This is a genomic window from Rhodococcus sp. T2V (assembly GCF_029269925.1).
Lineage (GTDB): Bacteria > Actinomycetota > Actinomycetes > Mycobacteriales > Mycobacteriaceae > Rhodococcus_F > Rhodococcus_F koreensis.
On sequence record NZ_JARJBD010000053.1, the window covers coordinates 12974 to 33345 of the forward strand.

Here is a 20372-nt window from a genome sequence, read left to right on the forward strand (position 1 = left end):
TTACTTCGGTAGCGAGACGAACTCGACACGACGTTCGGTGGGCAGATGACCGGTCACCGCGACGGTCGGGCCGTGGCTGAGAACGGCCGGGTCCGGCAACTCCGACGGCCGCACCTCGAACGGCTCCGCCCGGTCCATGACGTCGAAGTCCGGTGGGAACTCCGCCGCCGACTCGATCAGCCCCCGATAGAAGTCGAGCCACTTCCCCTGATTGAACGCCACCGCTGCGGTGACGCGACCACGGAAGCCGTACGCCGCCACGAAGCGCCGATCGGCGACCGAACCCTGGGTGATCACCACCTGATCGGAATAGGTGGGGATGCCCACGGATTTGATGTTGACGCCGAACTGGCTGGACCAGAACGCCGGAATCTCCAGGTGCGGTCGCCTGCGGAGGCCGTCGTGGATCATGTTGTGCGCCGCCACCTCGGCCTGACCGATCGCGTTGCCCCAGTGCTCCAGTGCCAGCAACTGGTAGTCGTACAGCGGATGCGGTTGCCGCGCAACGTCACCGGCGACGAACACGTTGTCGGTGACGATGCCGTTGATGTCGAACGCCCTGCAGCCGGCGTCGCACGTGACCCCGCGGGGCCCGGCGGCGAGACCGGATCCGAACAGCCAGTCGGTGTTGCGGATGCTGCCCTGCGCGACGATCGCCACGTCGACGTCGAGTGCGGTCCCGTCCGAGAGGTGCGCGCGGCACAGCCGTCCGTCGCTGTCGCCGTCGAGTCCGGTCACCGTGACCCCGGTGCGCAGGTCGACGCCGTGGTCGCGTTGCATGTCGGCGGCGACCGCCGCCACCACCCCGCCGAGCGCACCGACCAGCGGTGCCGGGCCGCGCTCGGTGACCGTCACGGACAGCCCGCGCTCCCGGCACACCGACGCGATCTCCGAGCCGGTGAAGCCGGCGCCGATCACCAGGACGTGGCGCGGTCCGGCAGACAGTCGCTCGCTCAGTCGGCGGGAGTCGTCGCAGGTACGGACGGTGAAGACGCCGTCGAGTGCCGCCTCGGACGAGTTCGACCACGGCCGGGCGCGGACGCCGGTCGCGATCAGCACCTTGTCGAACTCGACGGTGCCGCCGTCGCTCAGCACCACCCGGTTGTTCTCCAGATCGAGGGTGGTGGCCCGCACGCCGAGCAGCCACTTCGCGTCGAGGTCGGGACGGTAGGGGAGCGCCGCGTGTTCGGGCGGCATGATCCCGAGGAGCACGGCCTTCGACAGCGGCGGCCGGTCGTACGGTTCGTAGGGTTCGTCGCCGATCAGGGTCAGGGACCCGTCGAAGCCCTGCCCCCGTAGCGCCTCCGCGGCGCGCACCCCGGCGAGCGACGCGCCGACGATGACGATCCGCACGTCATTCCCCATCGCGGTGGGTGGGGATGTCCGTGGTGATGGCGTGCACCGGGCAGGCCGCGGCGGCCTGCGACACGTGCTCGCGCTCGCCGTCGGCGGGGCCCGCGTCGTAGAGGAGGGCCTCTTCTCCGTGCAGAGTGAAGACGTCGGGTGCGAGGAACACGCACTGCGCGTAACCCTGGCACCGATTGAGGTCGACGACGAGTTTCACGTCAATCATCCCGATTCTGAACAGTTCTGGTCACACGGGTCCACAGGGCTGCGCGGCGCACGGCCGTCCGATCGCGTCGGGCGGAGACCTCCACCCGGAAACCAGTATTCCGGAATGGCCGGTCTGCTCGGTTTCGATCCGCTGTTCTGGAGCCGTTCAGAAATGTGACTACGCGGACGGCCTACTCGCGGGTAGAACCGAGCGGTAGTAACGAGAGTTACAAGTATCTTGCCGGAGTTCGTATCCTCCTGTCGAGAAACAACTTTCGGACACGGTCTCGATTCGGCAACGCAGGCCACCGGTTCGTGATGTGATGTGCCTACAACGAGACCGGCAACGCCCAGTGGCGACACCTCAGAGGCGGAATATTGACGATCGAAGCTCACCGCGACACCCGCGCGACACGGCACCTGTCCGCATTGGACGCTGCAATTCAGATCCTGACCACCGCGCGCGGAAGCTCGTACAGCGCGGACCAGGCCTTCGACGAACTACTCGACTCCTCCATGCGGCATCAGGTCGATGTCGGCGATCTGGCCGAAGCCCTCGCCGACCTCGCCGACGGGATCCGTCCCGAGGCCGGCGACCATCGCCGGGCCCGCGACGTGGCTGCGCGCGAGTGGGGAGCCTTCCTGACCTAACCGGCGCAGTCGATACACGTCCGGGCGGCGGGGAGCGCGTCGAGTCGCACGTCGGCGATCGGCCGGCCGCACCGGATGCAGAGGCCGTACGTCCCGCTGTCGAGCCGCTGCTGCGCCGCCGCCAGATCCTCGACCTCGCGCCGGGCGTCGGCCAGCAGTGCCGACACCTGGGCCCGTTCGAACGCGATGGTCGAGCCCTCGGGGTCGTGTTCGTCATCGTCCGTGGTGAATTCCGACCCCTCCACGATCGCGGTGAAACGCCCGGTCAGCGACGCGATGCGGCGTTCCGCGTCGGCGCGTTCCTCGGCGATTCGAACGCGATGCTCCGGTGCGGTCATGTCTGGGTCAACATCGGCCGCTGCCCGGTGCTTCCCGACCATCCGCTCGATCGATCCGGGACTTTCTGCCAGGCTTCCCGGCATGGCACGCGCATTCGAGGATCTGGTGGCCGAGGCGGAATCCGTGTCGGTGGACGGCTGGGATTTCTCCTGGCTCGACGGCCGGGCCACCGAACAGCGGCCGTCGTGGGGGTACCAGCGCCTGATGGGTGAACGGCTCGCGCGCGCGAACGCCGCTCTGGACATCCAGACCGGGGGAGGGGAGGTTCTCGCCGGCGCCGCGACGATCCCTCGCGTGATGGTGGCGACGGAATCGTGGCCGCCGAACGTCGCGAAGGCCACGTCGCTGATGCATCCGCTCGGCGCGGTTGTCGTGGCCGACTCGGACGAGCCGCCGCTGCCGTTCGCGGACGGCGCCTTCGACTTGGTGACCAGCAGGCACCCGGCCACGGTGTGGTAGGACGAGATCGCCCGCGTCCTGCAACCCGGAGGCACGTACTTCTCCCAGCACGTCGGGCACGCGAGCGTCTTCGAACTCGTCGAATACTTCCTGGGGCCGCAACCCGAGAACGTGCGCCGCGGCCGCCACTACGAGGACGAGAGTGCGGACGCGGAGGCCGCCGGTCTCGAGGTCGTCGATCTCCGTTTCGAATCTCTGCGGATCGAGTTCTTCGACATCGGCGCCGTCGTCTACTTCCTCCGCAAGGTGATCTGGATGGTGCCCGGTTTCACCGTCGCGCAGTACCGGGACCGTCTGCGGGAACTCCACGACCGGATCGAGGCGGACGGCCCGTTCGTGGCCCATTCGACCCGGTTCCTCGTCGACGCCCGCAAACGTGGCTGACTCAGCCCATCGTCTTCGACCCGTCGAGAGATTCCCGGAGGATGTCGGCGTGCCCGGCGTGCTGGGCCGTTTCACCGATGATGTGGAGCAGCACCCGGCGCGCGGACCAGCGTGATCCCGGTTCGAACCACGGCGCCTTCGGCAGCGGATGCGAGATGTCGAGGTCGGGCAGCGCAGCCACGATCTCGTCGGTCCGGTGCGCCACCATTGCGTAGCGGTCGAGGACGCCGGCCAGGGTCTCGTCGTCGCGGAGTGTGAATTCCTTCTCGCGATTGCCGGTGCCCGTCCCGTCCACGGGACCGCCACGGACGGCGTCGGCGCCGCGCACGATGAAATCGGCCCACACCTGTTCGGTGTCCGACACGTGTTTGACGAGTCCGCCCAGGCACAGCACGCTCGCCGTCGGGAGCTGGGCCGCCTGCTCGTCGGTGAGGTCGCGGACGGTGTGGCGGAGCAGGTACCGGTGCTTCGCCAGCGACTCCAGCAAGTCGGCACGCTCGCCGGTAGTCGACGTTTTCGTGGTCGAGGTCACGGGGGATCACCTGCTCCAGCCGGTCCGATGATGGCGCATTCGACCGTAGCGGTCAGCCGCCGTGCGCGGTGACATAACCGGTCGCGCGGCCGTGGGTGTCGAGTTCCCACCCCATCCGCTTCCGGGACCGGAGTGTCACCGAGGAATCGATGATCTCGAGGCTGGGGGCGCGGGTCTCCAGCCACTCCTGCACCCGCAGCAGGTCGGGCAGCGAGGACACCCACATGCTGACGAGGAAGTTCGCGGGTCCGGTCATCGACATGCACAAGCGCAGTTCGGGGCGGGTGTTGACGACCTCCACGACGTCGCGGTGCGCGCGCACGGGCAGGCGGCACCACCACGTGACGGTGATGGGCCACCGCGTCGCGTTCTGGGCGACGTCGCAGCGCAGCACCACGGCGCGGGAGCGCAGCAACCCGGCGAGTTGCCTGCGGACCGAGGACGCGGGCCGGTCGATCACCGCGGCGATCTCGCGCGCGGACGCCCGGCCGTTCCGGGTGAGTTCGCGGACGAGCGCGCGGGCGACCTCGTCGGTCAGGCTCTCCGGCCGGCTCGATCCGGCCTGCAGAGGGGTGTTCTCCAGTGCGGCGATTGCGGCGGACTGCGCCGTGTCCAGGGAGTCGAGGCGCCACCGGCTGCCCTCCGCGTGGAGTGCCGTGCACGTGTGCGTCCGCGTCGAATCGACGCTCGGGTGGCGGGGCAACTCCTCGAGCACCAGGTCCGACAACTCGTGCAGCGATCCCGTCTGCACGGTCAGGATGAGGTCCCGGCCCCGCGCCGCATGCTCGATCGACGACACCCGCGGGTCCCGGGTGAGCGCCTCGACCAGTGCCTTCGTGCCTGCGAGGTCGCACGTCACCTCGATCATGGCGGTGAACGCCCCCGCACCCGTCATCGGCGCGGGGTAGGCGGTGATCCAGGCCAGCCCGCGTTCGGTGACCGATTCCCACCGCCGTGCGAGGGTCGCGGACGTCGCGCGCAGGATCGGAGCCAGCTCGGCCCACGTCGCCCGTGGGCGGATCTGCAGGGCGTGAATGAGCGAAAGTTCGGATTCGGTCAGCATTTCGCTCATAAAGCTCTTCCTGATTCGGTGAGAATGATCGTTTTCGACGTTCTCGGTGGTCCGTCGTTCCGTGGCTCACAGCATATGACCACCGACGCATTCGGTCCCGAACGTGACCACCGACATAGGGGAGAGCAATGGATCTCTTGGACGACGCCCGCGCTCTGCAGGGCGACCTCGTGCAGTTGCGGCGCGTACTGCACCGCGAACCCGAGGTCGGTCTGGACCTGCCGCGCACGCAGGAAACGGTCCTCGCGGCGTTGGACGGACTGCCGCTCGAGATCTCGACGGGAACCCGCACGACGTCCGTGACCGCGGTGCTCCGCGGCGGCCGCCGCTCGGCAACCGGCGCGCAGACGGTGCTGCTGCGCGCCGACATGGACGGACTGCCGGTCACCGAACAGACCGGACTCGACTTCGCGGCGCAGAACGGTGCCATGCACGGATGCGGGCACGACCTGCACACCGCGGCGCTCGTCGGGGCCGCGCAACTGCTCAGCCGACACCGAGACCGGTTGGCGGGCGACGTGGTCCTGATGTTCCAGCCCGGCGAGGAGGGGTGGGACGGCGCGAAGGTGATGGTCGACGAGGGCGTCCTCGACGCGTCCGGTCGGCGCGCGGACACCGCGTACGGCATGCACGTCTTCTCGTGCCAGAGGCCGCAGGGCCGGTTCTTCTCCAAGGCGGGCACCCTGCTCGCGGCCTCGTACAAACTGACCGTGACGGTGCGCGGAGCGGGCGGCCACGGATCGTCCCCGTCGACCGCCCGGGACCCGATCACCGCGATGGCCGAGATGATCACGTCGCTGCAGACCATGGTCACCCGGACGTTCGACGTGTTCGACCCCGTCGTCGTGACCGTCGCGAACGTGCGGGCCGGATCGCGGCACAACATCATTCCCGACGATGCGCGGTTCGAGGCGACCGTCCGGTGCTATTCGCCCGCTACGTACGAGAAGGTGCCGGGAGCGCTGCGCAGGGTGCTCGAGGGCGTGGCGTCCGCGCAGCGCGTCGACGTCGAGGTCGACGTGGCCCCGGAGTTCCCGATGACGATCAACGACGTGGACGAGGTCGCGTTCGGCGCCGAAGTCGTCAGCGACCTCATGGGCGAGGACCGCTACGAGACGGTCAGCCATCCGATGGCCGGGTCCGAGGACTTCTCCTACGTCCTGCAGGAGGTGCCCGGCGCGTTCATCGGGCTGGGCGCGTGCATGCCCGGCGCCGATCCCGCTGCGGCTCCCATGAACCATTCGCCGCGGGCACAATTCGACGACGCGGTGCTCGCCGACGCCGCCACCATCTACGCCGGGCTGGCCGTTCGACGGCTGGACAAGGCGCACTCCGACGATGCCCGGCTCGAGTATGCCGCGGCCGGAGGTGATGCACGATGACCGGGATCGCCACCGAGAGCGGGTCCGTGAACGCGGGCCCGTCGACCGTCCGTCAGCGGTCCGAGCGCTGGGAGAAGGCCCGCGCAATCGTCGGCGTCGGCACGGGCAACGGGATCGAGTACTTCGACTGGACCGTCTACGCCACGTTCGCCGCGTTCTTCGCCCCGCAGTTCTTCCACACGGGGTCCGCCGTCTCCGACCTGCTCGCGTCGTTCGGCGTCTTCGCCGTCGGATTCGTCGCCAGGCCGTTCGGCGGTCTGCTGTTCGGCTGGCTGTCGGACCGCCGGGGACGCAAGCTGTCCATGACGCTCGCCGTCGGCCTCGCCGCGATCGGCAGCCTGGTCATCGGCCTGACCCCGACCCATCAGACGATCGGTGTCGCGGCGGCGGTCGTTCTCGTCGTGGCGCGTCTCGCGCAGGGCGTCGCGCACGGCGGCGAGTTGCCGTCCGCGCAGACCTACATCGTGGAATTCGCGCCGACGGCGCGGCGCGGACTCTGGTCCAGCCTCATCTACATCTCCAACACCACCGGAGTAGTGGTGGGCACGCTGCTCGGCGCACTGCTCACCACGACGCTGAATTCGGAGCAGATGGCCGACTGGGGTTGGCGGGTGCCGTTCCTGCTGGGCGGCGTGCTCGGCCTGTTCGTGCTGTGGATGCGGTCCCGGATGAGCGAGACCGAGGTCTACGAGGAGTCGGGTGAGGACACCGCGAAGCAGTCGATGTGGCAACTGTTCGTGGCGCATCGGCGGCAGGTGTTCCAGATCCTGTTCTTCACGGTCGGCGGCACCGTCGTCTACTACGTGTGGGCGGTGTCGGCGCCGGCGTACGCGATCACGGTCCGGGGTATCGATCCGTCCGGCGCTCTGTGGGCCGGCGTCGGCGCGAACCTCGTACTGATTGCGTCGCTGCCCTTCTGGGGCGCGGTGTCGGACCGGATCGGGCGCAAACCGGTGCTGTACATCGGCAACCTCGGCATCGCGGCCCTGCTGTTTCCGCTCAACGCCATGATCGGGCACAGCGCGCTCACCCTGTTCTTCGCGATGGCGATCGCCCTGTTCGTGATGGGCGCGCTCCTCGCGGTCATGCCGGCGATGATGGCCGAACTCTTCCCGACCGGGCTGCGCGCCGCCGGTGTCGGGGTGCCGTACTCGATCGGGGTGGCGGCGTTCGGCGGGACGGCGGCGTACGTCCAGACGTTCTTCGCCGACCGTGGGTCGCCGGAATTGTTCGAGTGGTACGCCCTCGCGCTCATCGCGGTCTCGACCGTCGCGCTGGTCACGATCCCGGAAACCAGGGGACGGGATCTGGCCGCCCAGCACTAGCCCACGTGAGCGGCAAAGAGTGCTCCGGCACGCTTTGCCGCTCACGTGTGGGATCTTGAAGCGGTGAAGACACACTCGGTACGTATGGCGCGAGCCGCGGCGACCGTCGCGATTGCCTCGCTGACGGTCACTGGCACCTGCCTCGCGTCCCCGGCCGCGTTCGCCGACGAGGCCGACCGCACGCCGGGGAGCGTCGTGGACGTCGAGCCGCTGCCCGCCGGCCTGTGGATTCCCGGTACCGCCGACGCACAGCGGATCATGTACTGGTCGATCGGGTCCGACGGGAATCCCGCACTCAGCAGCGGCGCCGTGTACGTGCCGCGGGGGGAGGCTCCCGACGGGGGCTGGCCGGTGGTGGCCTGGGCGCACGGCACGTCCGGGCTCGCCGACGACTGCGCACCGTCGCTCGTCGGGCCCGCCCTGTCCGAGCGGGACTATCCGTACCTCGGACGGTGGCTCGAGCAGGGATACGCCGTCGTCTCCACCGATTACGTCGGCCTCGGCACACCCGGTGTGATGCCGTATCTCGACGGAAAGGTCGAGGCGCACAGCGTCGTCGATTCGGTGAAGGCCGCCCGCGCCGTCGACGAGTCGCTGTCGAACACGTGGGTGGTGGTCGGACAGTCGCAGGGTGGTGGGGCCGCGATCACCACTGCCCGCTACGCCACCGAGTTCGGCGGGGAGACGCTGGACTACCGCGGGGCCGTGGGGACGGGTGTTCCCGCGAACATCGAACTGGCGCTGCTGCCGCTCGGCCCGGGGGTGCCGCCCACGGCGATCCCCGCCGGCCTCACGTCGTACCTGTTCTACATCCTCGCGGGACTGCGGTCGGCGCACCCCGAAATCGATCTCGACTCGTATCTGACACCCCTCGGCGCGCACTACGTGGACGCTGCGGAACAGCTGTGCGTCAACGAACTTCACGACGCCGCGGAAGGGGTGGTGGTCGGCGATCTGTTCAGCAAGCCGTTGAACACGATTCCGAACTTTCACGGCCTGCTCGTGGACTACATGGGCGTCCCCACGAGCGGATACGACCGTCCCCTGTTCATCGGGCAGGGGCTCACCGACATCGACGTGCCGGCACCGTCGGCGTTCTCGCTGGTCGCCGCGCTCACGGCGAACGGTGAGCCGGTCACGTTCGAGACGTATCCCACCGACCACAGCGGCACGCTCGTCGATTCGCAGGCCGACACCATCCCCTTCGTGCGGGGCCTGTTCGGCTGACCGATCGGGGCACTGTCCAGAATCCGGACAGTTGCCCGCCCGCATCCGCGGGCACTATGGCGTGGGTCACACGGTGTGGGTACGTTCGGATGTGAGTCGTGCACCGGTGCACGACCGGATCCGCGCGCGGCAAGGAGTCGAGGTTGGAGTTTGGCGGCACGACCGGGCACGCGGCGATGCGGCCGGAGATCGCGTTGTCCTGGAAGCGTTCGGCGCTCAGCGGGCTGGAACCGACGTCGACGCCGAGCGATGATCCCTGCCCCGACCTGGACAAGTCCAGTCGGCTGCTGCAGGCGGCCCGGCCCGTCCTCGACGAGATGGAACAGCAGATCCAGGGCACCGGTTTCTGCGTCCTGCTCGCCGACCGCGACTGCCGCATCGTCGCCCGGCTCTTCGACGGCCGCAAACTCGAGCGCCTGATCGACGGCGCCGGGGCGGTGCTGGGGTCGAGGTTCGGCGAGGACTGTGTCGGGACCACCGCACTGGGGACGCCGCTGGAGGTCCGGCGCGGAGTCGTGATCCACGGCGAGGAGCACTACCTCGAGCGGTTCAAGGACCTCAGCTGTTACGGACACCCGATCGTGCATCCGGTGACGCGCCGCGTCGAGGGCATCCTCGACATGACGGGCGTCGCGTCGCGGGCCAACCCGCTGTTCGCCCCGTTCCTGGCCCGCGCGGCCGGCGACATCGAGCGACGACTGCTCGAGGGGTCCCGGGTGTCGCAGCAGCGGCTCGTGGACGCGTTCCAGCGGGTGTCGCCGCAGAATCAGATGGCGGTCACCGCGATCGGCGAGGACATCCTGCTCAGCAACCGGGTCGCGCTCGACCTGCTCCAGGTGTCCGATCACGCGACGCTGCGGGGGCTTGCCGCGGACCTGCGCCCGGAGCAGTCGAAGACGGTGCGGATCCAATTGTCCTCGGGCGAACCGGCGTTGGTCCGGGCCGACCGCGTGGCGGGCACCGACGACGGCGCGGTCTTCGTCGTCCGGCCGGACCGCCGGACGAGCGCCCCCATCCGGCGCGGCAAGTCGCCGTCGAGTTCCGTCGTCGAACGCAGCAGGACGGAGTTGTCCCGGCTGCGCGAGACCCGGGATCCGGTGGTGATCAGCGGCGAACCGGGAACCGGCAGGACCACCGCGGTCCGTGATCTGGCCGGCGACCGGTCGCTCGTATGTATGGACGCTGCCACGATCGCCCTCGACGGCGCCGAGGCCTGGATCGATCGACTGCTCGCCCTGGCGGCGGGACCCTCCGCGGTCCTGGCGATCGAAGAGGTGCAGCTGCTGCCCGAGTCGATGCTGCCGCTGGTCGTGAAGATGCTGGCGGCCGACGTGGGTCCCCGGATCGTGATGACCAGTTCCCCGCTCGGCAACCTGCCGCCGGGAGTGGCCGGTCTGGCAGGCCGGTGCCCCGGACAGGTGGTGCTGCCGCCGCTGCGGCAACGCACCCGCGAGTTCGCGGACATCGCGCAGGCGGTCCTCGACTCCGTCGAACCGGGCCTCCGGCTCTCGGCGAGCGCGCTGGACGCTCTGATCGCCCGCGACTGGCCGGGCAACATCGCGGAACTGTCCGTCGTGCTGCAGGCGGCCGCGCGCGGGCGCACCAGTGCGCACCTCGCTGTCGCGGATCTGCCCGACCAGTATCGGACGCCGCCGCGGGTGTCGCGGCTGGCGGGCCGTGAACGCGCCGAACGCCAGGCCATCGTCGACGCACTGCAGGAAAGTGGCGGCAACAAGGTGCACGCCGCGGCCGCGCTGGGCATCAGCCGCAGCACGCTCTACGTCCGGATGCGGGCCCTCGATATCACCGTCTAGCTGCAGTTTCACCCACCGATCCGCGACCGTCCGGAGGTGTCCGAAGTCAGGACAGTTAGTGATATGGCAATCAGTGCACTATGAGCCACGTCACATTCACAACTTCGGAGGTTTTGATGACAGCGACGATCGAGCCCAGCCAAGCGGAACTCTTGCCGTCGGTACGGAACTTTCTGTCCGGCACCAAGCGATTCCTCGTCGGCGGGCAGTGGGTGGAATCGGCTAGCGGCGAGACGTTCGAGACCATCGACCCCGCCACCGGGCAGGTGCTGACCACCGTCGCACGCGGTAGCGCCGAGGACGTCGACCGCGCAGTCCGGGCCGCACGCACGGCATTCGACGAAGGCCCGTGGTCCACCATGAAGCCCAACGAGCGCGAACGCCTCATCTGGCGAGTCGGCGACATCCTCTCCGAGCGCGCCGAGGAATTCGGTCAGCTCGAGGCGCTGGACAACGGCAAGTCGGCGGGCATCGCCGCGGCCGTCGACGTCGCCTGGTCGGCCGACATCTTCCGCTACTTCGCGGGCTGGGCCACCAAGATCGAGGGCAGCACGGTCAACGTGAGCATGCCGTTCGTCCCCGGCGGCCAGTTCCACGCGTACACGCTGCGTGAGCCCGTCGGCGTCTGCGGACTGATCGTTCCCTGGAACTTCCCGCTGCTGATGGCCGCGTTCAAGCTGGCCCCCGCACTCGCGGCCGGCAACACGGTGATCCTCAAGCCCGCGGAACAGACCCCGCTCACCGCGATCCTGCTCGGCGAGGTGTTCGAGGAGGCCGGCTTCCCGCCCGGCGTCGTCAACATCGTCACCGGCTACGGCGACGCCGGGGCCGCGCTGTCCGCGCACGACGACGTCGACAAGATCGCGTTCACCGGATCCACCGAGGTCGGGAAGAAGATCGTCGACGCTGCCCGCGGCAACCTGAAGAAGGTGTCGCTCGAACTCGGCGGCAAGAGCGCCAACGTCGTGTTCGCGGACGCGGACTTCGACGCCGCCGTCACCGGATCGCTCAACGCCTGGCTGTTCAACCACGGCCAGTGCTGCGTCGCAGGCACTCGGATGTTCGTCGAGGACAGCATCTTCGACGACTTCACCGCCGCGGTCGCCGAGGCCGCGAGCCAGGTCAAGATCGGCCCCGGACTCGACCCCACCACCCAGCTCGGACCGCTCGTGTCGCAGGAGCAGTTCGACAAGGTCACCGGTTACCTGGCCGCCGGACTCGCCGACGGCGCCCGAGCCCTCACCGGCGGAAAGCGCTGGGGCGACACGGGCTTCTACGTCGAGCCGACCGTGTTCGTCGACGTGAAGCCCGAATTCAGCATCGTCGAGGAAGAGATCTTCGGTCCGGTCGTCGCCGCGCTGCCCTTCAACGCGGAGGAGGGCGTCGCGAAGGCGGCGAACAGCAGCATCTACGGCCTCGCCGCCGGAATCTGGACCAAGGACCTGTCCAAGGCGCACCTCACGGCCCGCCAGCTCAAGGCCGGTTCGGTGTGGATCAACCAGTACAACGGGTTCGACACCGCCATGCCGTTCGGTGGATACAAGCAGTCCGGGTGGGGGCGTGAACTCGGGGCCACCGCCATCGACCTCTACACCCAGACCAAAGCCGTCAACATCGCACTCTGACCGTCACTCAACGAGGAGAAGACATGAAGACCAAAGCAGCGGTTCTGCTCGAAGCCGGCAAGCCGTTCGAGATCATGGAACTCGAACTGGACGGCCCGGGACCCGGCGAAGTGCTCATCAAGTACGTCGCGGCAGGCCTGTGCCACTCGGACCTGCACCTCACCGACGGCGATCTGCCGCCGCGTTACCCCATCGTCGGCGGGCACGAGGGGTCCGGCATCATCGAGGAAGTCGGCCCCGGCGTCACCAAGGTGAAGCCCGGCGACCACGTGGTCTGCAGCTTCATCCCGAACTGCGGCACATGTCGCTACTGCGCCACCGGCCGCCAGAACCTGTGCGACATGGGTGCCACCATTCTCGAGGGTTCGATGCCCGACGGCTCGTTCCGGTTCCACTCGGGCAAGGACGATTTCGGCGCCATGTGCATGCTCGGCACGTTCTCGGAGCGGGCCACCATCTCGCAGCACTCGGTCGTGAAGGTGGACGACTGGCTCCCGCTGGAGACCGCCGTCCTCGTCGGCTGCGGTGTGCCCTCCGGTTGGGGCACCGCGGTGTACGCCGGCGGCGTCCGCGCCGGTGACACCGTCGTCATCTACGGCATCGGCGGGCTCGGCATCAACGCCGTGCAGGGCGCCGTCAGCGCCGGCGCCAAGTACGTCGTGGTGGTGGACCCGGTGGCGATGAAGCGGGAGGCCGCCCTGAAATTCGGCGCCACCCACGCGTTCGCCGACGCCGCCGAGGCCGCCGCGAAGGTCAACGAACTGACCTGGGGACAGGGCGCCGACCAGGCGCTGATCCTGGTCGGGACCGTCGACGAAGAGGTGGTGCAGAACGCGACCGCCGTCATCGGCAAGGGCGGCACCGTCGTCATCACCGGTCTCGCCGACCCGGCCAAGCTCACCGTGCACGTGTCGGGCACCGACCTCACCCTGAACCAGAAGACGATCAAGGGCACGCTGTTCGGTTCGGCCAACCCGCAGTACGACATCGTCCGCCTGCTGCGGCTGTACGACGCGGGTCAGCTCAAGCTCGACGAGCTGATCACCACCAAGTACACGCTCGAGCAGGTGAACGAGGGCTACCAGGATCTGCGGGACGGAAAGAACCTGCGTGGCGTGATCGTCCACGCGTAGGCGGCTTCGCCGCCCGTGCGCGGTTGACGAGTCCAGAGACTCGCTAACCGCGCACGGGTGCGGAGCGCCACACGTCGGCGAGCAGGTCGTACGTCTTCAGCCAGGACTCGGTGCTCTCGGCGTGGGAGGCGACGATCAGTTCGTCGGCCTGTGCGTGCTCGGCGAACTCGTCGAGGTATGTCTTGACCTCGGTGGGTGTGCCGACGGCCGAGTACCGCACCATCTGCGCCACCTGCTGACCCGCCGGGGACGTCATGATGAGGTCGACCTCCTCGGGGGTGAACGTCCGACCGCGTCCGACCATCTGCACCACCCGTCGCCGCAGCGAGGCCTCGAACTGCCGGTGCGCGTCCTCGGTGGTGTCGGCGGCGATGGCGTTGACGCCGGCGATCACGTACGGCTCGGACAGTTCCTCGGACGGTTCGAACCGCTCCCGGTACAGCGTGACGGCGTCGACGAGCGAGTCGGGGGAGAAGTGGGACGCGTTGGCGTAGGGCAGGCCGAATTTCGCCGCGAGCTGCGCGCCGAACAACGAGGATCCGAGGATGTACAGCGGAACGTTGGTGCCCTTGCCGGGGATCGCATCGACGCCGGGAACCCGTGACACGCCTTTGAGGTACGCCTGCAGTTCCAGCACGTCCTGCGGGAACCGGTCCGCGGACGCCGCGTCGCGGCGCAGTGCGTACATCGTCTTCTGGTCGCTGCCGGGGGCGCGGCCGAGTCCCAGGTCGATGCGGCCCGGGTGCAGGGTCGCGAGAGTGCCGAACTGCTCGGCGATCGTCAGCGGCGCATGGTTGGGCAGCATGATGCCGCCCGCGCCGAGCCGGATGTTCTGGGTGTGCGCGGCGACGTGCGCGATGAGGACACTCGTCGCCGAGGAGCCGATCGACGGCATGTTGTGGTGCTCGGCGTACCAGATGCGGCGGTACCCGCGGGTCTCCGCGAGTTGCGCCAGTTTCACGCTCGCGTCGAAACTGTCCCGCGCCGTGTCGCCCTCGCGGATGTAGGCCAGATCCAGAATCGACAGAACAGCACTCACGGGCTTCTTCACCTTTCGTCACCGAGGTGCGAGAGGTTAGCCTCGCGCACTACCTCCGGGTACAACCGCGGAGGTAGTGCGCGTATTCCCGGCCGGTGTCAGGCTTCGACGAGTGGTCGCAACGTGCGGCCGGTCAGTTCGACGATGCCGGGTTCGTGCCCGTTGGCGACGAGATTGAGGACGACGCCGTCGATTCCCGGATCGAGGACCCGGGTCTTCAGCTGCTCGGCCACCTCGTCGGGGGCGCCGCAGAACTGCCGGTCGGTGGCGGCGGCGCGTTCCTCGTCCGACGCCTTCGACAGGTCGACGCCCCGCGCGAGCAGGAAGTCGTGCTGGAGTTGCCGGGCGCGGTCGCCGTCCTCGTCGATGATGACGAAGGCCAGGTAGCTGGTTTCCAGCGTGGACCGGTCGCGGCCGATCTCCGAACACCGTGCGTCGAGGGCCTCGAGCTTGCGCGGCAACTCGCTCGCGTTGCAGATGATGTTCAGGTGATCGGCGAACCGGGCGGCGAGGCCGAACGTCTTCTTCTCCCCGCCGCCACCGAGCATGATCGGCAGGTCGTCGCGGATCCTCGGCTCGTTGATCGCGTTCTCGACGTGATACCACTTGCCGTCGAACGTGGGGCGCTGTCCGTGCAGCATCGGCGCGATGATCTGCAGCGCCTCGTCGAGCCGTTCGAACCGGTCGGTGAACGTGCCGAACTCGTAGCCGTACTGCTGGTGCTCGAGTTCGAACCAGCCGGCCCCGATCCCGAGGACGGCCCGCCCGCCGCTGGCCACGTCCAGGGTGGTCACCGCCTTCGCGAGCATGGGCGGGTTGCGGTACGTGTTGCCGGTGACGAGGGCGGACAGCTGAATGTTCTCGGTGGCCGTGGCGAGGGCGCCGAGCGCGGTGTACGCCTCGAGCATCGGTTCGTCGGGGGCACCGAGGCCCGGCAGCTGATAGAAGTGATCCATCACGAATGCGGTGTCGAAGCCCGCGGATTCGGCCTCACGCGCCTGTGCGATCACGGTCGGGAACAGGTCCGCGACCGGGGTGGAGTAACTGAAATTCGGCATCTGGTATCCAAGGCGAATAGTCACCCGATCGACGCTACTCGGATGGCGGCCGGGGCACCTCTCTTATTTCGAGGGTAGGAAGTGATCACCCTGGGGTCCCTGTTGCACCACCTGTGGGTGGTGCACGCTGACGGTAGTGCCGTATCCGTCGCCGATCCGCCATCCGCGACAACTCTGTGCGGTGGGGAGGCGGAGTAGGCAGAGCAGAGCCCGAGGGGGGAGTTCAACATGTATTTCGATTCGCAGCACTCCGGTGGCACGGCATGCGCCTGCCCGGAGAGGCCCACGCCCGTCCGGCCGCACGTGCCCGTCCTGGAACGTCCGCTCACGCAGCCGACGCGTTCGACCGTCGGTGCCTTTCCGCTGACCGCAGCGCAGCGATCCATCTGGTTCGCGCAACAGCTCACGCCGGAGGTCCCGTACGTCATCGCCCACTACGTCGAGCTGAACGGGCACGTCGAACTGGGTGCTCTCCGCGACGCCACCCGTCGCGCGAACCGCGAATTCGGCTGGGGATCGGTGCGCCTGGTGGACGTCGACGGACAGCCGCATCAGGTCGTGGATCCGACCGTCGACGATCGGGTGCCCGCCACCGATCTTCGCGGCGAGGTGGATCCCGTCGACGCCGCGCACCGCTGGATGCGGAACGACCGGACCGCACGCACCGACATGTACGACGGTCCGCTCCTGGTCTCGCACATTCTGCGGCTGGGCGACGATCACTACTACTGGTATTCCCGCGCTCACCACATCGTGTCGGACGGGTACGCCGCGATGATGCTGATGAGCCGCACGGCCGAACTGTACGTCGCCGCGGTCGAGGGCACGGAGCCCCCGGATTGCCGGATCGAGGGACCGGAACGTCTCGTGCGGGAAGACGCGACCTACCGCGCCTCCACCCGGTTCGCCCGCGACCGCGACTATTGGCGCGAACAGGGCGGCGGGCCGGCTTCGGTCCTCAGCCTGTCCGGCCGCGCAGCACGACCGGAGGTCGACGCCCGGACAGCGACGGGGCACACGCCTGCGAGCGGCGGTGTGCGGAATCCGACGGCCGTGACCGTCGGCGCCTTCGCGTCCTATCTCGCCAGGATGACCGGCGCCGACGACGTGGTCCTGTCCCTGCCCGTGTCGGCGCGGACGACGGCCTGCCTCAGGCACGCCGGCGGCTCGGTCTCCAATGTGATCCCGTTGCGGCTGAACGGAATCGGCTCTGCCACCGTGAGCTGCGCGGTCGACACCGCCGAGGCGTGTTTGGCGGCGGCACTGCGCCGTCAACGCTACCGCCGCGAGGACATCGGCCGGGACCTCGCCTCTGATGGAGTCGAACTCCTGCATTTCGGGCCGGTGATCAACGTCATGATGTTCTCGAAGGAGATCACGCTGGGCGCCGTGTGCGGGACGGTCCGGGTACTCACCACCGGTCCCGTCGCAGACCTCGCCGTCAACATCTACCCCGGGTCCGACGGAGCCTCCGCCCGCATCGATTTCGAGGGAAACCCGGCACTGTACGACGACGCCGAACTGAGCGGGCACCACACGCGTTTCCTCGCGTTTCTCGACCGTTTCACCGCATCGGCCGAGTCGGACGCACCGGTTGCCGATCTCGACGTCTTTCTCGCGGGTGAACGCGCGGAATTCGCTCCCGCGCGGGGTCTTTCGGATACGGACCCCGTCACGCTCGACCGTCTCCTGACGGGAACCGTCGCGAACGATCGGGCGGCGATTGCGATCACCGACCGGGGACGCACACTGTCCTACGGCGACCTGGACCGACTCGCCACCCGGTTGGCCCGCCTTCTGGCAGTTCGGGGCATCGGACCCGAGGACGTCGTCGCGGTCTCCATCCCACGGTCGATCGAGTCGGTGCTGGCGCTGTGGGCGGTCGCGAAGGCCGGTGCGGCCTCTGTCCCGATCGATCCCTCGCATCCGCGCGCTCGCATCGCGTACACCCTCGACGATTGCGGCGCGACGGTCGGGCTGACGATCCGCTCGGAGCGCGCCCGTCTGCCCGGCGCCATCGCGTGGCTGACCACCGATGTCGACGAACTCGAAAATCTTTGTCAGAGAGACCCTTCCGACGTCCCGACCGTCGTGGAACGCACCCGCCCTCTGCTCGTGGACCATCCCGCGTATCTGATCTACACGTCCGGCTCCACCGGAACACCGAAGGGGGTCGTCGTCACCCACCGGGGTCTCGCCAACCTGGCGCAGGAAATCCGGGACAAGTATGCGGTGTCCGCGCGCTCGCGGATCCTGCACTTCGCCTCACCGAGTTTCGACACGGCGCTGGTCGAAGTACTCGCGGCCTGCATCGGCGGCGCGACGCTCGTCGTGACCCCGCCCGGCGTGTTCGGCGGTGACGAGCTGTCGCGACTGTTGCGCGACGAACACGTCACGCACCTCCTGACGACGCCGTCCGCACTGGCCGCGATCGACCCCGGCGCAACGAACGAACTGGAGTTGGTGCTGGTCGGAGGGGAAGCGTGCCCGCAGGAGTTGGTGCGGCGGTGGGCGGGCAGACAGGACATGCGCAACGCGTACGGCCCGACGGAGACGACGTGCAGCGTCACCCTCACCGATCCCATCTCGCCGGACGAGCGACTGACGATCGGCTCCCTGATGCGCGGCGTGGACGCGGTGGTTCTGGATCACCGCCTGCGTCCGCTTCCTGTGGGCGCCGTCGGTGAGCTCTACCTCGCCACCCCGGCACTCGCACGGGGCTATCACCGGCGCCACGGTCTGACCGCCGCACGGTTCGTGGCCAACCCGTTCGGGCGCCGAGGATCCCGGATGTTCCGCACCGGGGACGTCGTCCGGTGGACGGCGACGGGGGCGCTCGAGTTCCTGGACAGGGCGGACGACCAGATCAAGATCCGCGGATTCCGTGTCGAGCTCGGCGAGATCGACGCCACACTGACCGCGCAACCGGGCGTCACGTTCGCGGCGACGGTGCTGCACCGGAACTCGGCCGGAAACCCGAACCTGGTGTCCTACATCATGGCCGAGCCGGATGCCTCGATCGATCGCGACATGCTGACAGCGCAGCTGGCACGATCCCTGCCCGACTACATGGTTCCGAAATCGATCATGCTCCTGAAGTCGATCCCGTTGACACCGACAGGGAAACTCGACCGGGCAGCGCTGCCGCTGCCGGAGTTCGGCTCGGACTCGGTGCCTCATCGTGACCCCGAGACGCCGGCCGAGCGTCGGGTCGCGCGAGTGTTCGCCGAGGTTCTCGGTGTGGACGCGGTCGGCGCCGACGATTCGTTCTTCGACCTCAGCGGCGACTCGCTGTCGGCGATCCGGGTGGTCGCGCGGATCAACGCCGAGCTCGGCACCGGCATGGGCGTGCGCGACCTCTTCGACGCACCGACGGTCGCTGCACTGGCAGTGACGGTCGCGGAGGCCTGCGCACAGTCGCCGGCCATCCGCCCGCAGCGCGGACCGAGGCTGGGTGCGACACCGCTGCCCGCCCTCGTGCCGCTGTCCCCGTCGCAATTCTTCATCGACCGCACCGTCGTGGAACCCGCTCTCCACAACATCCCCTTCACCGTGCGCGTGCGCGGCGAATTCGACGTCGATGCCCTGCGCTCGGCGATGGCGGACGTCCTCGGCAGGCACCGGTCACTGAGGACCGTGTTCCCCGACTCGCCGTCGGGGCCGTACCAGCACGTGCTCGACGTGGCCGACGCGATGCCCGACCTCAGGCCGGTGGTGACCGGCGCGGCGGAAGCGGAAGCCCGGACGTCGAACCTGCTGTCCGCGGGATTCGACGTGCGGCGTGATCCGCCGCTGCGCGCCCGGCTGTTCCGGCTCGGCGACCGCGACCACCTGCTGGCGTGCGTCGTCCACCACATTGCCGCGGACGGCTGGTCGCTCGCGCCGCTGGCACGGGATCTCGCGGACGCCTACGGTGCCCGGTCCGCGGGCGGGGCGCCCCGCTGGGAGCCGCCGACCGCGACGTACGCGGACTACACCGTGTGGCGGCGGGCGCTGCTGGGCGACGAGGACGACCCGGCGAGTGTCGCGTCGAAGCAGATCGCCCACTGGGCGAAGGAACTGTCGGGGTTGCGCGGGGCGCTTGCGCTGCCCACCGACCGCCCCCGGCCGGAGCGGTGGACCTACCGGGCGGGGCGGCTTCCGTTCTCGCTCGACGAGCATGCGCATCGAGGCCTGCTGTCCACCGCGCACGAGCATCACGCCAGCCTGTTCACGGCGCTCAGGTCGGCGGTGGCGATCCTGCTCGCCCGCCTCAGCGGAGATCCCGACATCGCGATCGGCACTCCGATCGCGGGTCGGGGAGACCCGGCGCTCGACGACGTGGTGGGCATGTTCGTCAACACGCTGGTTCTGCGTACCCGGGTCGACCCGAGCATGACGCTGTGCGACATCGTCGAAGTATCCCGCGGCGTGGAGCTTCGCGCTCTGGCGAATGCCGATGTGCAGTTCGAACGACTCGTGCAGGTACTCGACCCGCCCCGGTCGCCGTCCCTGCACCCGCTGTTCCAGGTTGCCCTGTCGCTGAACAACTTCGCTCCCGCCGCCCTGGACGTGTCCGGGCTCGACTTCGAGGTCACGCCACGTCCGCTAGACATCGCCAAGTGCGATCTGCACTTCCACTTCACCGAACGTCACGACGTCGACGGGAGGCCCGCCGGAATCGACGCCGAACTGGTGTATTCCGCCGACCTCTACGACGCATCCACCGCACAGGGGTTCGTCGACCTGCTGCATACCGTCGTCGACCCGATCGGTAGGTGAGCGGGCATCGGACGTGG

15 protein-coding genes and 1 pseudogene are annotated in these 20372 nt (G+C 68.8%); 9 read left to right on the top strand and 7 right to left on the bottom strand.

Features of this window, described 5'->3' with window-relative positions; translation table 11 throughout:
• Both P3H15_RS33690 and P3H15_RS33695 read right to left on the bottom strand, forming a co-directional pair.
• Window positions 1-1365, bottom strand: a complete 1365-nt coding sequence (locus P3H15_RS33690; RefSeq protein WP_276141207.1) for an NAD(P)/FAD-dependent oxidoreductase — start codon at window positions 1363-1365, stop codon at window positions 1-3.
• Window positions 1355-1573 (bottom strand): ferredoxin, encoded by a 219-nt coding sequence (locus tag P3H15_RS33695; protein WP_276141208.1) that lies wholly within the window; start codon window positions 1571-1573, stop codon window positions 1355-1357. Before P3H15_RS33695 ends, P3H15_RS33690 begins: the two co-directional genes overlap by 11 nt.
• Before the next feature lie 359 nt (window positions 1574-1932).
• Here P3H15_RS33695 and P3H15_RS33700 point away from each other — a divergent pair, with 359 nt between their 5' ends.
• Window positions 1933-2205: an ANTAR domain-containing protein gene (locus P3H15_RS33700; protein WP_276141209.1), complete on the top strand. Its 273-nt coding sequence runs from the start codon at window positions 1933-1935 to the stop codon at window positions 2203-2205.
• Here the strand turns inward: P3H15_RS33700 and P3H15_RS33705 are convergent.
• Window positions 2202-2543 carry a TraR/DksA C4-type zinc finger protein gene (locus P3H15_RS33705; protein ID WP_276141210.1) on the bottom strand — a complete coding sequence of 114 codons (342 nt, stop codon included), beginning with the start codon at window positions 2541-2543 and terminating at the stop codon, window positions 2202-2204. The genes P3H15_RS33700 and P3H15_RS33705 overlap by 4 nt on opposite strands.
• Window positions 2544-2625: 82 nt before the next feature.
• Here P3H15_RS33705 and P3H15_RS33710 point away from each other — a divergent pair.
• A pseudogene (locus P3H15_RS33710) lies at window positions 2626-3387 on the top strand (methyltransferase domain-containing protein).
• Between the two features lies 1 nt (window position 3388).
• On the opposite strand, the gene P3H15_RS33715 reads toward P3H15_RS33710, so the two are convergent.
• Window positions 3389-3919 carry a DinB family protein gene (locus tag P3H15_RS33715; RefSeq protein ID WP_276141211.1) on the bottom strand — a complete coding sequence of 177 codons (531 nt, stop codon included), beginning with the start codon at window positions 3917-3919 and terminating at the stop codon, window positions 3389-3391.
• Window positions 3920-3971: 52 nt separating this feature from the next.
• On the bottom strand, window positions 3972-4991 hold the full coding sequence (locus P3H15_RS33720; RefSeq protein WP_276141212.1) for an Lrp/AsnC family transcriptional regulator: 1020 nt from the start codon (window positions 4989-4991) through the stop codon (window positions 3972-3974).
• Between the two features lie 128 nt (window positions 4992-5119).
• On the opposite strand from P3H15_RS33720, the gene P3H15_RS33725 reads away from it, so the two are divergent.
• The 6 genes from P3H15_RS33725 (at window position 5120) to P3H15_RS33750 (ending at window position 13497) form a co-directional block, all read left to right on the top strand.
• Window positions 5120-6373 carry a M20 family metallopeptidase gene (locus P3H15_RS33725; RefSeq protein WP_276141213.1) on the top strand — a complete coding sequence of 418 codons (1254 nt, stop codon included), beginning with the start codon at window positions 5120-5122 and terminating at the stop codon, window positions 6371-6373.
• Window positions 6370-7698, top strand: coding sequence for an MFS transporter (locus P3H15_RS33730; protein ID WP_276141214.1), 1329 nt, complete (start codon window positions 6370-6372; stop codon window positions 7696-7698). The genes P3H15_RS33725 and P3H15_RS33730 overlap by 4 nt, the downstream gene beginning before the upstream one ends.
• Window positions 7699-7782: 84 nt before the next feature.
• A complete protein-coding gene (locus P3H15_RS33735; protein ID WP_276141215.1) occupies window positions 7783-8925 on the top strand; it encodes a lipase family protein in 1143 nt (380 codons plus the stop codon).
• A 176-nt stretch (window positions 8926-9101) separates the two neighbouring features.
• On the top strand, window positions 9102-10739 hold the full coding sequence (locus P3H15_RS33740; RefSeq protein WP_276141250.1) for a sigma-54-dependent Fis family transcriptional regulator: 1638 nt from the start codon (window positions 9102-9104) through the stop codon (window positions 10737-10739).
• A 116-nt stretch (window positions 10740-10855) separates the two neighbouring features.
• Window positions 10856-12364, top strand: a complete 1509-nt coding sequence (locus P3H15_RS33745) for an aldehyde dehydrogenase family protein (protein ID WP_276141216.1) — start codon at window positions 10856-10858, stop codon at window positions 12362-12364.
• 23 nt (window positions 12365-12387) lie between these two features.
• The gene (locus P3H15_RS33750; RefSeq protein WP_012689426.1) at window positions 12388-13497 is read left to right on the top strand and encodes an NDMA-dependent alcohol dehydrogenase; all 1110 of its coding nucleotides are present in this window, start codon (window positions 12388-12390) and stop codon (window positions 13495-13497) included.
• 43 nt (window positions 13498-13540) lie between these two features.
• On the opposite strand, the gene P3H15_RS33755 is transcribed toward P3H15_RS33750, so the two are convergent.
• The gene (locus P3H15_RS33755) at window positions 13541-14536 is read right to left on the bottom strand and encodes an LLM class flavin-dependent oxidoreductase (RefSeq protein ID WP_276141217.1); all 996 of its coding nucleotides are present in this window, start codon (window positions 14534-14536) and stop codon (window positions 13541-13543) included.
• Between the two features lie 98 nt (window positions 14537-14634).
• Entirely contained in the window at window positions 14635-15618 is a 984-nt protein-coding gene (locus tag P3H15_RS33760) for an LLM class F420-dependent oxidoreductase (protein WP_276141218.1), read from the bottom strand.
• A 204-nt stretch (window positions 15619-15822) separates the two neighbouring features.
• Between P3H15_RS33760 and P3H15_RS33765 the strand changes: the two genes are divergently transcribed.
• Window positions 15823-20355 (top strand): non-ribosomal peptide synthetase, encoded by a 4533-nt coding sequence (locus P3H15_RS33765; RefSeq protein WP_276141219.1) that lies wholly within the window; start codon window positions 15823-15825, stop codon window positions 20353-20355.
• Window positions 20356-20372 lie beyond the last annotated feature (17 nt).

What these genes read in the sequence shown, in the direction of transcription:
- P3H15_RS33740 (WP_276141250.1), top strand. Translation starts at nt 9,102, where the DNA reads ATGCGGCCGGAGATCGCGTTGTCCTGGAAGCGTTCGGCGCTCAGCGGG.
- P3H15_RS33690 (WP_276141207.1), bottom strand. Translation starts at nt 1,365, where the DNA reads ATGGGGAATGACGTGCGGATCGTCATCGTCGGCGCGTCGCTCGCCGGG.
- P3H15_RS33705 (WP_276141210.1), bottom strand. Translation starts at nt 2,543, where the DNA reads ATGACCGCACCGGAGCATCGCGTTCGAATCGCCGAGGAACGCGCCGAC.
- P3H15_RS33735 (WP_276141215.1), top strand. Translation starts at nt 7,783, where the DNA reads ATGGCGCGAGCCGCGGCGACCGTCGCGATTGCCTCGCTGACGGTCACT.
- P3H15_RS33695 (WP_276141208.1), bottom strand. Translation starts at nt 1,573, where the DNA reads ATGATTGACGTGAAACTCGTCGTCGACCTCAATCGGTGCCAGGGTTAC.
- P3H15_RS33745 (WP_276141216.1), top strand. Translation starts at nt 10,856, where the DNA reads ATGACAGCGACGATCGAGCCCAGCCAAGCGGAACTCTTGCCGTCGGTA.
- P3H15_RS33765 (WP_276141219.1), top strand. Translation starts at nt 15,823, where the DNA reads ATGTATTTCGATTCGCAGCACTCCGGTGGCACGGCATGCGCCTGCCCG.
- P3H15_RS33725 (WP_276141213.1), top strand. Translation starts at nt 5,120, where the DNA reads ATGGATCTCTTGGACGACGCCCGCGCTCTGCAGGGCGACCTCGTGCAG.
- P3H15_RS33730 (WP_276141214.1), top strand. Translation starts at nt 6,370, where the DNA reads ATGACCGGGATCGCCACCGAGAGCGGGTCCGTGAACGCGGGCCCGTCG.
- P3H15_RS33750 (WP_012689426.1), top strand. Translation starts at nt 12,388, where the DNA reads ATGAAGACCAAAGCAGCGGTTCTGCTCGAAGCCGGCAAGCCGTTCGAG.
- P3H15_RS33720 (WP_276141212.1), bottom strand. Translation starts at nt 4,991, where the DNA reads ATGAGCGAAATGCTGACCGAATCCGAACTTTCGCTCATTCACGCCCTG.